This window comes from Rhodobaculum claviforme, assembly GCF_016653255.1.
GTDB classification, from domain to species: domain Bacteria; phylum Pseudomonadota; class Alphaproteobacteria; order Rhodobacterales; family Rhodobacteraceae; genus Rhodobaculum; species Rhodobaculum claviforme.
Genome location: NZ_NHSD01000102.1, coordinates 1 through 12,443 on the forward strand (window position 1 = coordinate 1; position 12,443 = coordinate 12,443).

General features: G+C 70.5%; 12 protein-coding genes and 1 pseudogene. 7 read left to right on the forward strand and 6 right to left on the reverse strand.

The window, feature by feature from the left end:
* Positions 1–1,155: trimethylamine methyltransferase family protein (locus tag CCR87_RS01945; RefSeq protein WP_201155645.1), on the reverse strand; the 1,155-nt coding region annotated here is incomplete at its 3' end.
* 148 nt (positions 1,156–1,303) lie between these two features.
* Here CCR87_RS01945 and guaA point away from each other — a divergent pair.
* The 7 genes from guaA (at position 1,304) to CCR87_RS01980 (ending at position 8,143) form a co-directional block, all read left to right on the forward strand.
* The gene (guaA, locus tag CCR87_RS01950) at positions 1,304–2,860 is read left to right on the forward strand and encodes a glutamine-hydrolyzing GMP synthase (protein ID WP_201155646.1); all 1,557 of its coding nucleotides are present in this window, start codon (positions 1,304–1,306) and stop codon (positions 2,858–2,860) included.
* Positions 2,857–3,780: a DMT family transporter gene (locus tag CCR87_RS01955; protein WP_338048858.1), complete on the forward strand. Its 924-nt coding sequence runs from the start codon at positions 2,857–2,859 to the stop codon at positions 3,778–3,780. Before guaA ends, CCR87_RS01955 begins: the two co-directional genes overlap by 4 nt.
* A gap of 85 nt (positions 3,781–3,865) precedes the next feature.
* Positions 3,866–4,285 carry a rhodanese-like domain-containing protein gene (locus CCR87_RS01960; protein WP_201155648.1) on the forward strand — a complete coding sequence of 140 codons (420 nt, stop codon included), beginning with the start codon at positions 3,866–3,868 and terminating at the stop codon, positions 4,283–4,285.
* Positions 4,286–4,348: 63 nt separating this feature from the next.
* Positions 4,349–5,221 carry an ATPase gene (locus CCR87_RS01965; RefSeq protein ID WP_201155649.1) on the forward strand — a complete coding sequence of 291 codons (873 nt, stop codon included), beginning with the start codon at positions 4,349–4,351 and terminating at the stop codon, positions 5,219–5,221.
* A gap of 53 nt (positions 5,222–5,274) precedes the next feature.
* Positions 5,275–7,056, forward strand: a complete 1,782-nt coding sequence (gene aspS / locus CCR87_RS01970; protein WP_201155650.1) for an aspartate--tRNA ligase — start codon at positions 5,275–5,277, stop codon at positions 7,054–7,056.
* Positions 7,057–7,121: 65 nt separating this feature from the next.
* A complete protein-coding gene (locus CCR87_RS01975; RefSeq protein ID WP_201155651.1) occupies positions 7,122–7,463 on the forward strand; it encodes a carboxymuconolactone decarboxylase family protein in 342 nt (113 codons plus the stop codon).
* Positions 7,464–7,558: 95 nt separating this feature from the next.
* Positions 7,559–8,143 carry a biotin transporter BioY gene (locus CCR87_RS01980; protein WP_201155653.1) on the forward strand — a complete coding sequence of 195 codons (585 nt, stop codon included), beginning with the start codon at positions 7,559–7,561 and terminating at the stop codon, positions 8,141–8,143.
* Positions 8,144–8,207: 64 nt separating this feature from the next.
* Here CCR87_RS01980 and purF read toward each other — a convergent pair whose 3' ends face one another.
* The 5 genes and pseudogenes from purF to CCR87_RS02005 all read right to left on the reverse strand — a co-directional run.
* Positions 8,208–9,680, reverse strand: coding sequence for an amidophosphoribosyltransferase (gene purF, locus CCR87_RS01985; RefSeq protein ID WP_201155655.1), 1,473 nt, complete (start codon positions 9,678–9,680; stop codon positions 8,208–8,210).
* Between the two features lie 196 nt (positions 9,681–9,876).
* The gene (locus CCR87_RS01990) at positions 9,877–10,803 is read right to left on the reverse strand and encodes an arginase family protein (protein ID WP_201155657.1); all 927 of its coding nucleotides are present in this window, start codon (positions 10,801–10,803) and stop codon (positions 9,877–9,879) included.
* Between the two features lie 127 nt (positions 10,804–10,930).
* Positions 10,931–11,167 (reverse strand): acyl carrier protein, encoded by a 237-nt coding sequence (locus CCR87_RS01995; protein ID WP_201155659.1) that lies wholly within the window; start codon positions 11,165–11,167, stop codon positions 10,931–10,933.
* A 225-nt stretch (positions 11,168–11,392) separates the two neighbouring features.
* Entirely contained in the window at positions 11,393–12,130 is a 738-nt protein-coding gene (locus CCR87_RS02000) for an alpha/beta fold hydrolase (RefSeq protein WP_201155661.1), read from the reverse strand.
* Positions 12,127–12,443, reverse strand: a pseudogene (locus tag CCR87_RS02005) (MFS transporter); the annotation flags it as partial. The gene CCR87_RS02000 and the pseudogene CCR87_RS02005, both read right to left, overlap by 4 nt.

The window sequence follows — 12,443 nt, forward strand, 5'->3', positions numbered from 1 at the left end:
CTCCAGCCACCCCGCGGCGTGGAGCATGAAGTTCACCCCCGCCAGCAGCGCCACGTTCAGCGAGTTGGCGCTCTCATACCCCGCCTGCGCGTCCGGCAGCTTGGAGCCGCAGAACGCCCCCCCCGAGCGGTACGGCAACCCCATCCGTCGCGCGAGCTGCCCCGCGCCGAGCGTGATCAGCGCAGCCTCCGGCGTACCGAACGTAGGCGCGCCGGAGTTCATGTCGATCGAGGTCACGAACGCGCCAAAGATCACCGGCGCGCCGGGGCGGATCAGCTGGGCATAGGCGACGCCCGCCATCACCTCGGCCAGCACCTGCGTCAGGGTTCCGGCCACCGTCACCGGCGCCATCGCCCCGCCCACGATGAAGGGCGACAGGATGCAGGCCTGTCCGGCGGCGGCGTACACCTCCAGCGCGCCCATCATCACCGCGTCGAACGTCAGCGGAGAGTTGATGTTGATCAGCGAGGTCAGCGCGCAGCGCCCCTCCAGCCCGCCGAACAGGATCTCGGCCATCGCCACCGAATCAGCCGCGCGCGCGGGGTCGGTGACCGAGCCCATGAACGGCTTGTCCGACAGGGTGGCATGCGCCAGCAGCATGTCCAGATGGCGCTTGTTGACCGGCACATCCGTCGGCTCGCACACCGTGCCGCCCGAATGGTGCAGCCAGCGCGACATCTGCCCCAGCTTCACGAAGTTGGAGAAATCCTCCATCGTGGCATAGCGCCGCCCCCCCGCCGCATCGCGCACGAAGGGCGGGCCATAGACCGGTGCCAGCACCAGATTGCGCCCGCCGATCTCGACCGAGCGTTCGGGCGTGCGTGCGATCTGGGTGAAGCGGGCGGGGGCGGTGGCACACAGCTTGCGCGCCAGCCCGCGCGGGATCAGCACCCGGTCACCCTGCACATCGGCGCCGGCGTCGCGCCAACGCGCCAGCGCGGCGGGATTGTCCACGAAACTGACACCAATCTCGGCCAGCACGGTCTCGGCGTTGGCCTCGATGATCTCCAGCGCCTCGTCGGTAAGGACGGCGTGGTCGGGGATGTTGCGCGCGATCACCGGGGCCACGTCATGCACCACGGCGGTGCGCGCGGCGCGGCGCGCGGCGCCGCCCCCGCCACGGGTGGCACGCCGGGGGGATGCTGTCTCGGCCATGGCCGGTCCTTTCAAGGCTGTCGGGGCTGTCCTAGCAGGGCGCGCGGGACCACGCGCGCCCGGTTTGCGGCGGTCGGCGGGCGGAAACCGACATCGCCCGGCGCGCTGGACCTCTTGCGTCCGGCCGGGGCGCGCCCTACCAGACCGCATGCAGCATGATCGCCTCCTCATCATCGACTTCGGCAGCCAGGTGACGCAGCTGATCGCGCGTCGCCTGCGCGAGCTGAACGTCTATTGCGAGATCCACCCCTTCAATGCGGTGGACGCCGAATTCCTGGACCGCTTTGCGCCGCGCGCGGCGATCCTGTCGGGCGGGCCCGACAGCGTCACCCGCCCCGGCAGCCCGCGCGCGCCGGATCGGCTGTTCGAGATGGGCATCCCCGTGCTGGGGATCTGCTATGGCCAGCAGGTGATGACCCTGCAGCTGGGCGGCACGGTCGAGGGTGGCCACCACGCGGAATTCGGCCGCGCCTTCGTCACCCCCGCTCAGGGCCATGCGGGCGACGCCATCTTTGCCGGCCTGTTCGATCAGGGTCGCGAAGAGGTGTGGATGAGCCACGGCGACCGCGTCACCGCCCTGCCCCCGGGGTTCGAGGTGGTGGGCACCTCGCCCGGCGCGCCCTATGCCATGATCGGCGACGCCGCGCGGCGCCTTTATGCCGTGCAATTCCACCCGGAGGTCCACCACACCCCGCACGGCCGCCGCCTGCTGGAGAACTTCACCCGGCTCGCGGGCTTCACCGGCGACTGGACCATGGGCGCATACCGGGCCGAGGCCGTGGAGCGCATCCGCGCCCATGTGGGCGACGGGCGTGTGATCTGCGGGCTGTCGGGCGGCGTCGACAGCGCCGTGGCCGCCGTGCTGATCCACGAGGCGATCGGCGACCGCCTCACCTGCGTCTTCGTCGACCACGGCCTGCTGCGGCAGGGCGAGGCCGAGGAGGTCGTGACCATGTTCCGCGACGCCTACAACATCCCGCTGATCCACGCCGACGAGGCCGAGCGGTTCCTGTCGGCCCTCGACGGCGTCACCGACCCCGAGGAAAAGCGCAAGACCATCGGGCGGCTGTTCATCGACGTCTTCGACATGCACGCGAAATCCGTGGGCCAGGTGGAGTTCCTGGGCCAGGGCACGCTGTACCCCGACGTGATCGAAAGTGTGTCCGTCACCGGCGGGCCGTCGGTCACCATCAAGAGCCACCACAACGTCGGCGGCCTGCCGGAGAAGATGGGCCTCAAGCTGGTCGAGCCGCTGCGCGAGCTGTTCAAGGACGAGGTCCGCGCGCTGGGCCGCGAGCTGGGCCTGCCGGAGCGGTTCATCGGCCGCCACCCATTTCCCGGCCCCGGCCTTGCGATCCGCTGCCCCGGTGGCATCACCCCGGAGAAGCTGGAGATCCTGCGCCGGGCGGATGCGATCTACCTCGACCAGATCCGCCGCCACGGGCTCTATGACGAGATCTGGCAGGCCTTTGTCGTGCTGCTGCCGGTGCGCTCGGTGGGGGTGATGGGCGACGGGCGCAGTTATGACTATGTCTGTGCGCTGCGGGCGGTGACGTCGGTCGACGGGATGACGGCGGATTACTACCCGTTCTCCCACGACTTCCTGTCGGAAACCGCCGGCCGCATCATCGGCGAGGTGCGCGGCATCAACCGCGTCACCTACGACATCACCTCCAAGCCCCCGGGCACCATCGAATGGGAGTGACCGGCGCCGGCCGCGGGGCTGTCGCCGGAACGCCCGATCGGGCGGACATCGGACGTCCGCTGGCGGCGTTCGGCTGGATGCTGGGGGCGATCGCGTCCTTCGTGTTGATGGCCGTCTCCGGGCGCGAGGTGCAGGCCGAGCTGAACAGCTTCCAGCTGATGGCCTGGCGCTCGGCCATCGGGTTCGCCATCGTCTGCGCGGCGATGGCGCTGTCGCGGCCCGGCTTTGCTCAGGCGCGCACCGCCCAGCCATGGCTGCACGTCAAGCGCAACGTCTTTCACTTTGCCGGCCAGAACGCCTGGTTCATGGCGCTGATGCTGCTGCCGCTGGCGCAGCTCGTGGCGCTGGAGTTCACCAGCCCGATCTGGGTGGCGTTGCTGGCCGCGCTGATGCTGGGCGAGCGGTTGACGCGGCGCAAGATCGTGGCGGTGCTTCTGGGCTTCACCGGTGTGCTGATCGTGGCCCAGCCGGGGGTCGAGCCGATCCAGATCGGCCACGCCGTGGCGCTGATGGCGGCGCTGGGGTTCGCGCTGAACACCATCTACACCAAGCAGATCATGGCCCATGACACGGTGCTGTGCGTGCTGTTCTGGATGACCCTCAGCCAGGGGCTGATGGGGCTTGTGCTGGGGCTGCCGGGGGGCTTTCCCTGGCCGTCCGCGGGGGTGTGGCCGTGGCTGGTGCTGGTGGGGATGACGGGGCTGTCGGCGCATTACTGCCTGACCAGCGCGCTGGGCCATGCGCCCGCATCCATCGTGGCGCCGATGGAGTTCCTGCGTCTGCCGGTGATCGCCACCGTGGGGGCGCTCGTCTACGCCGAATCCGTCGCGGTGGCGGTGTTCGTGGGCGGCGCGGTGATCCTGACGGCGAACATGGTCAACATCGGCGTCCGCTGGCCGCGCCGCCGCCGCGCGGGGTGACGCCGTGTCGCATGGGCCCGCCGGGGGGCTGTGCCGCGCCGGCTGTGCGCCTATCTGTTCCACGTCACAGTTCGGGAAACACCCCATGCTCCGCCGACCTGCCGCCCTGCTGCTTGCGGCCCTGATGGGCATCGCGCTGCCCGCCCTGGCCGAGGGGCCGTACCTCTCGGCCCCCAGCGTGGCGCAACTCGCGGCCGCTGACGTGCTGCTGGTGGACATCCGCACCCCCGGGGAATGGCGCCGCGACGGGGTGCTGCCGCAGGCGCTGCTGGTGGAATACACCGGCGATGACGCACGGTTCCTGGCCGACCTCGCTCCGCATCTGGACGGCCGCCCGGTGGCGCTGGTGTGCCGCAGCGGCAACCGCACGGCCCAGGCCGCTGCGGCCCTGGCCCCGGCGCTGGAGGTGCCCGTCATCGACCTTGCCGGTGGCATGAACCGGCTGCGCGCCGCCGGGGTGCAGGTCAGCGCCCCCACCCGTGCCCAGGGCTGCGCCAGCTGCTGAGATGCCCGCTTTTCGCGGCCCCCCGCGCGTGCTAGGCGCGCACCATCGGGACCGGAGGGCACGATGATCCATGCCACGGCGGCGGACTGGCGCGCCGCCCCCAATCGCCGCGTGATGCTGTTCGGAATGTCGGGCCTGGGCAAGACCCACGCCTCGACCATGCTGCGCGGTGCGGGGGGGTGGTTTCACTACTCCGTCGACTACCGCATCGGCACCCGCTACATGGGCGAACACATCGCCGACAACTTCAAGCGCGAGGCGATGAAGGTCCCGCTCCTGCGCGATCTTCTGATGACGGATTCGGTGACGATCCGGTCCAACATCACCTTCGACAACCTTGCGCCGCTGTCGACATATCTGGGCAAGCCGGGCGATGCCGACCGCGGCGGGCTGGCGTTCGATTCCTACATGATCCGCCAGGAACAGCACCGCGTGGCCGAGGTGGCCGCCCTGCTGGACACGCCGCATTTCATCGACCGGGCGCAGGCGCTCTATGCCTATCCGCATTTTGTATGCGACTCGGGCGGCTCGATCTGCGAGGTTGTGGACCCCGAGGATCCCGACGATCCGGTCCTGCGCACGCTGGCGCAATCGCTGCTGTTCGTGTGGATCGAGGGCACGGACGCCCACACCGCCGAACTGGTGCGCCGCTTTGATCGCGCGCCCAAGCCGATGTATTACCAGCCTGAATTCCTGCGCGCCGCCTGGGCGGAGTATCTTGGGGAAACCGGCCTGCCGGAGGGGCGCGTGAATCCCGACGCCTTTGTGCGCTGGACCTATGCCCGGGCGCTGGCGCACCGTGCGCCGCGCTACCGGGCGATGGCCCGCAACTGGGGTGTCTCCGTCACCGCCGAGGAGATCGCCGCCGCCCGCACCGAGGCCGATTTCATCGACCTGATCGCCACCGCCATCGACCGCCGCCCGCCCCGGCCTTGACTTCGCCGCCCCTCGGCGGTCTACCGCGCCCGAAGTCAGCCCCGGAGAGCCCCATGCACGCCTATCGCAGCCACACCTGCGGCGCCCTGACCAGCGCCGACGTCGGCCAGACCGTTCGCCTGTCGGGCTGGGTGCATCGGGTGCGCGACCATGGCGGCGTGCTGTTCATCGACCTGCGCGACCACTACGGCATCACCCAGGTGCTGGCCGACAGCGACAGCCCGGCCTTTGCCGAGGTGGAGAAGCTGCGCTCCGAATGGGTCGTGCGCATCGACGGCGTGGTCAAGGCCCGCGACGCGAGCCTGGTGAACCCGCGCCTGCCCACCGGCGAGATCGAGGTCTATGTCCGCGGCCTGCAGGTGCTGGGCGCCGCCGGAGAGCTGCCGCTGCCGGTGTTCGGCGAGCCCGACTACCCCGAGGAAACCCGCCTCGCCTACCGCTTCCTCGACCTGCGGCGCGAGGGGCTGCACGGCAACATGATGCTGCGCTCCAACGTCGTGCGCTCCATGCGCCAGCGGATGTGGGACACCGGGTTCACCGAGTTCCAGACGCCGATCATCACCGCCTCCAGCCCCGAGGGCGCGCGCGACTTCCTCGTGCCGTCGCGGCTGCATCCGGGGCGGTTCTACGCCCTGCCGCAGGCACCGCAGCAGTTCAAGCAGCTGATCATGGTCGCGGGCTTTGACCGTTACTTCCAGATCGCGCCGTGTTTCCGCGACGAGGATCCCCGCGCCGACCGCTCCCCCACCGACTTCTACCAGTTGGACGTGGAGATGAGCTTCGTCACGCAAGACGATGTTTTTGCGGCCATGGAACCCGTCATGCGCGGCGTGTTCGAGGAGTTCGGCAAGGGCCGCACCATCGACGCCGACTGGCCCCGGATTCCTTATGCCGAGAGCCTTGCGAAATACGGCACCGACAAGCCCGACCTGCGCTGCCCGCTGGAGATGCAGGACGTGTCCGAGCATTTCCGCGGCTCCGGCTTCGGCATCTTCGCGCGCCTGCTGGAACAGCCGGGCACCGAGATCCGCGCCATCCCCGCCCCCACCGGCGGCTCCCGCGCCTTCTGCGACCGCATGAACGCGTTCGCGCAGAAGGAGGGCCTGCCGGGCATGGGCTACATCTTCTGGCGTGACGAGGGCGGCGCGACCGTCGGCGCGGGCCCCATCGCCAAGAACATCGGCCCCGAGCGCACCGAGGCGATCCGCCAGCAGCTGGGCCTCGCGGCCGGCGACGCCGCCTTCTTCCTCGGCGGCGCCCCGGCGAGCTTTGAACCCGTCGCCGCCAAGGCCCGGACCGAAGTCGGCCGCGAATTGGGTCTGACGGACGAGAACCGCTTCGCCTTCGCCTGGATCGTCGATTTCCCGATGTACGAGCGTGACGCCGAGACCGGCGCCATCGACTTCAGCCACAACCCCTTCTCCATGCCGCAGGGGGGCATGGAGGCGCTCGCGGGCGATCCGTTGCAGGTCAAGGGCTTCCAGTACGATCTTGCCTGCAACGGGTATGAGATCCTGTCCGGCGCCATCCGCAACCACACCCCCGAGATCATGTTCCGCGCCTTCGAGATCGCGGGCTACCCGGCCGAGGAGGTGGAGAAGCGCTTCGGCGGCATGGTCAAGGCGTTCCGCTTCGGCGCCCCCCCGCATGGCGGCTGCGCGGCGGGCATCGACCGCATCGTGATGCTGCTGGCCGACGAGGCCAACATCCGCCAGGTCATCATGTTCCCCATGACCCAGCGGGCCGAGGACCTGCTGCTCGGCGCCCCGTCCGAGCCGACCGCCGCGCAGCTGCGCGATCTCGGGCTGCGGGTGCTGCCGCGCGACGGCGCTTGATGCAGATCAACGCCATGCGCCGCGCGCGCATGGCACCCGGGCCGCACCCAACCAAGGAGAGGCCCATGGACTACCCCGCCTTCATCGCCGACGCCCGTGACCGCGGCCGCGCCCTGGCCCGTGCCCTGCCCGACACCATGAAGGGCTTCTCGGTCCTGTCGAAGGCGGCCAAGGAAGGGCCCACGCTTGGCCTGAAGGAAAAGGAGTTCGTGGCGCTGGGCATCTCGGTCGCCGTCCGCTGCGAACCCTGCATCGGCTTCCACGTGGAGGCGCTGATGAAGGCCGGTGCCACCCGCGAGGAACTGGCCGACGTTCTGGGCATGGCGATCCAGATGGGCGGCGGCCCGGCGGTGATGTACGCGGCCAAGGCGCTGGACTGCTGGGACCAGCTCGCCGCCGCGTCCTGAGCCTCGGCGCGCCGCTGCCAGCTTGACATGTGCGGCGCGCTGGGCAACCTGCGGGCACACCGGGGCGCCCCCGGCCTGTCAGGAAAGGACGCAAGATGAAGGATTTGGAGGTTGGCTCCGTGCCGCTGGCACAGGCGGTGCAGGGCCACGACGGTCTGCTGCGCAAACTTGCGCTGGTGGTGGCGGGATCGTTGCTCATCGCCGCCTCGGCGCAGGTGAGCGTGCCGATGTGGCCGGTGCCGATGACCCTGCAGACGCTGGCGATTTCGGTGCTTGGGCTGACGCTCGGCGCGCGGCTGGCGGCGGCGACGGTGGCGGTGTACCTGGCGCAGGGCGCGATGGGGCTGCCGGTGTTCGCGGGCGGTGCCGCGGGCGCGGCCTATCTGGTGGGGCCCACGGGCGGCTTCCTGATCGGCTTCGTGGCGATGGCCTGGGCCACCGGCTGGCTGGTGGAGCGCGGCTTCGGGCGCGGCGGTCTGCGGCTGTTCGTGGCGGCTTTCATCCCGGCGGTGCTGCTGTTCGTGCCGGGCGTTCTGTGGCTGTGGGCGATCACGCCGCTGGACCTTCAGGCTGCGGTCATGGCCGGTGCGGTGCCGTTCCAGATCGGTGGGCTGGTGAAATCGGCGCTGGCCGCGCTGATCGTGGCGGGCGGCTGGCGGGCGCTGCGCCGTCGCGCCTGACCCCCTGATGTGACCGAAAAGGCGCCGCATCCCCCAGGGTGCGGCGCCTTTGCCTGCGCGCCCCTCAGGCGTCCTCGCGCAGCCGGATGCGCCCGGCCGAGATCATGTCGGTGGGCCGCACCGGATAATCGCCCGAGAAGCACGCGTCGCAATACTGCGGCTCGGATGCGTCGCGCCCCTGCGCCTCGCCCACCGCGCGATACAGCCCGTCGAGCGAGATGAACCGGATGCTGTCCACCCCCAGATGCACGCGCATCTCGTCGGCGGTCATGTTGGCGGCCAGCAGCTTGTCGCGGTCGGGCGTGTCCACGCCGTAGAAGCACGGCCATGCGGTGGGCGGGGAGGCGATGCGGAAATGCACCTCTGCCGCGCCTGCGTCCAGGATCATCTCCTTGATCTTCAGGCTGGTGGTGCCGCGGACCACGCTGTCATCCACCAGCACCACCCGCTTGCCGCGGATCAGCGCGCGGTTGACGTTCAGCTTCAGCCGCACGCCCATGTTGCGGATCTGCTCGGTCGGCTCGATGAAGGTGCGGCCCATGTACTGGTTGCGGATGATCCCCATGGCAAAGGGGATGCCCGACGCCTGCGAAAACCCGATCGCGGCGGGGGTGCCGCTGTCGGGCACGGCGCAGACCAGATCGGCCTCGACCGGCGCCTCCTTGGCCAGCTCGACCCCGATGGCGCGCCGCGTCTCGTAGACCGAGCGGCCGCCCAGGATCGAATCGGGGCGCGAGAAATACACATGCTCGAAGATGCAGAAGCGCGGGCGCCTGGCCTCGAACGGGCGGTGGGACTGCACCTCGCCGTTCTCGATCACGACCATCTCGCCGGGCTCCACCTCGCGCACCAGCTCCGCGCCGATGATGTCGAGCGCGCAGGTCTCGGAACTCAGCACCCAGACATCGCCCAGCCGCCCCAGCACCAGCGGGCGCACACCCAGTGCGTCGCGCACCCCGATCAGCTTAGTGCGCGTCATCGCGACGATGGAGAACGCGCCCTCGACCCGGCGCAGCGCGTCCTTCATCCGCTCGGGGATGGTGCGCTGGATGGACCGTGCCATCAGGTGGATGATGCATTCGCTGTCGGAGTTGGACTGGAAGATCGAACCCCGCTCGATCAGCTCGCGCCGCAGCGCGTTGGCGTTGGTGATGTTGCCGTTATGGGCGATGGCGGCGCCGCCCATCGTGAACTCGCCGAAGAACGGCTGCACGTCGCGGATCTGGGTGCCGCCCTTGGACCCGGCGGTGGAATAGCGCACATGCCCGATGCCCAACGAGCCGGGCAGCGAGTCGATCAGGCTGGCCTTGGTGAAATTGTCGCGCACCAGCCCGAAGCGGTGGGCGGCGTGGAAGCCGGTCCTGGCCTCGTGGGTGATGATGCCGCCGGCCTCCTGGCCGCGATGTTGCAGCGCATGCAGGCCGAGGGCGACGAAGCTGGCGGCGTCGGGCGGTCCGATCACGCCGAAGACGCCGCATTCCTCGCGCAGGCGGTCGCCGTCCAGAGGGTCGAAGGGATGGCGGGGAAGATCGGGCATGGGGCATGGGCTCCTGACGCGCGCGGATGAGGGGGACATAGCGTGCCGCGCGGGCAGTGTCACGCAGGCGTCTTGGTCCGGGGTGCCGACCCGGCCAGAATCAGGGCCATCAGGATCGGCGCCGCCAGGATCGGGGCCACCAGGATCGGGGCCGCCACACTCCGGGTCGGCGGAGCCGGGGCCGCGGGTCGCGGGCTCAGACAGCACCGCCCGGACCGGCCAGCAACGCCAGCGCCGTTGTCACCAGCTGGGCCGCCAGCCGCACGCCCTGCCCCTGCACGTCGCGGTCGGGCGCAAGCTCGGTCACGCTCAGCCCCGCCACGGGGCCACGGGCCGCCACGGCGCGCAGGATCGCCACCACATCGCCATAGGACAGCCCCCCCGCGGCGGGCGCCATCACCGCGGGCATCACCGCCGGGTCCAGCGCATCGAGGTCCAGCGCCACATGCACCGGCATGCCCGGTGGCAGCCCCTCCAGCGCGGCGGCGACACCGATCCGCGCCAGCGTGTGCGCGGGCACGATCCGTGCCCCCCACGCCCGCGCCGCCGCCAGATCGTCCGGCCGCGCCGAGCCGATGCCCCGCGCGCCCAGCTGCACGATCGCGCCCACATGGCCCATCTCGGACACCCGGCGCATCGCCGACGACAGGCCCCAGCGTTCGCCCTCGATCTGTTCGCGCCAGTCGACATGGGCATCGATCTGAAGCACCGCGACAGGGCCATGGGCGTCGAGCGCCTGCACCACCGGTACCACGACCGAACAATCGCCCCCCAGCACCACCGGCACCGCACCCGCAGCCACGAGCCCCGCGACCGCATGGCGGATGCGCAGACGGTTGCCCGCGCCATCGGCCGCCGCCAGCGCCAGATCGCCGCAATCGACCACCGCCCCCGGCCTCCAGCCCGCCGGCGCCGACCCGTCATCCCCCGCAAGGTCGAGGTTCACATGCCCCTCCTGCGCCGCCCACGCCATCGAGGCCGCCCGCAGCGCCCCCGGCGCGCCCGCCGCATACGCCCCCTGCCCGCGATAGGGCGATGCCATCCCCACCCCCAGGATTGCCGCCCGCGCCGTCACCGCGCCCCCTTCGGGGATACGGGGAACCGCCATGAAACCGTCGGTCATCGTCACCTCCTGTCGCGGGGCTGTCTGAAACGCGAACGGCACCCACGAGGGGTGCCGTCCGAAGTCTTGCGTCACATGCGCCGGCCGACCTGGCCGGAGGTGCAGGCAGATGCCCCCGAAAGGGTCCTCAGGCCTGGGCCTCGGTGATGAACTTCACCGCATCGCCGAAGGTCTGGATCGTCTCGGCGGCGTCGTCGGGGATTTCGATGCCGAACTCCTCCTCGAACGCCATCACCAGCTCCACGGTGTCGAGGCTGTCGGCCCCGAGATCATCGATGAACGAAGCACCGTCGGTGATCTTGTCTTCCTCGACGCCCAGGTGTTCCACCACGATCTTCTTCACGCGATCCGAGATATCGCTCATGTCTGTCCTCGTTTGCCTGGGTGGGAAATGCCCAATCCCGATTGTCTGCTCCTCGGGGGCTTGGAGCCCCAGTGGCTTGGCTGCTCCGCGGAGCGGTTCACGATCCGGCACGGTGTGCACCGGGGTCGCCGACCGGCTCGGGCGCGTACATGCCCCGGCGCAATCGACGCGGCCTATAGCACAGCTTCCGGCGGTGGCAAACGCTTTCGCACCCGCATCGCCCCCTCATGCCAGCGCCTCGATGGTCCGGGTCAGCAGCGCGAGGCAGGCCGGGTCGGAAAACCGGTGATCGGCGCCGCGCACCAGCGTCAGCTGCGCGTCGGTGGCCTCCAGATGCCCGAACAGCGCCATCTGGGCCGCAACCGGCACGTCGGTGTCCGCGGTGCCCTGCAACAGCCGCACCGGCATCGACAGCCGCAATGGCGCGTCCAGCACCGACTGGCGCGCGCCATCCTCGATCAACCTGCGGGTGAAGACATAGGGCTCCGGCGCGTACTCCGAGGGGACCTCCAGCCGCCCGTCGCGCTGCAGCCGGTCGCGGGCGTCGGCGTCCAGCCCTGCGATCAGGCGCACGGTGAAATCCGGCGCGGCGGCGATGCCCACGAGGGCCGCGACCCGCTCGGGATGATCGCGCGCCAGCAACAGCGCGATCCAGCCGCCCATGGAGGAGCCCACGAGGATCTGCGGCCCCTCGGTCAGCGCGCCGATGGCGGCGGCGGCATCCTCGGCCCAGTCGCCGATGCAGCCGTCCTCGAAGGCGCCCGACGATGCCCCGTGCCCCGAATAATCGAACCGCAGGAAGGCCCGCCCCCGCGCCCGCGCCCACCCCTCCAGATGCAGTGCCTTGGACCCCTCCTTGTCCGAGCGGAAGCCGCCCAGGAACACCACCCCCGGCCCCGAACCGGGCGTGAGGTCATAGGCCAGGCGCCGCCCCTGCGCGGTGTCCAGATAGCCAGCCGTCATGGTGCCGTCTCCCTCAACCCCAGGGCCACGAAAGCCCCGGCCAATGCCATGGCGATGAACAGCCCCAGCGTGACCTGCACGCCGAACAGCCCGGCCACCGCCCCGAACGCCCCGCCCGCCAGCAGCGCAACCCCGATGACCGTGTTCGCCACCGCGGTATAGACCGCCCGCAGATCCGCCGGCGCCATGTCCACCAGATAGGTGGACCGGCCCACCCGCACGCCCTGATGCGCCACCATCAGCACGAACAGCGCCCCCGGCAACGCCCAGACCGTGCCCGCCAGCCCCACGCCCTCCAGCGTCAGCGCCAGAC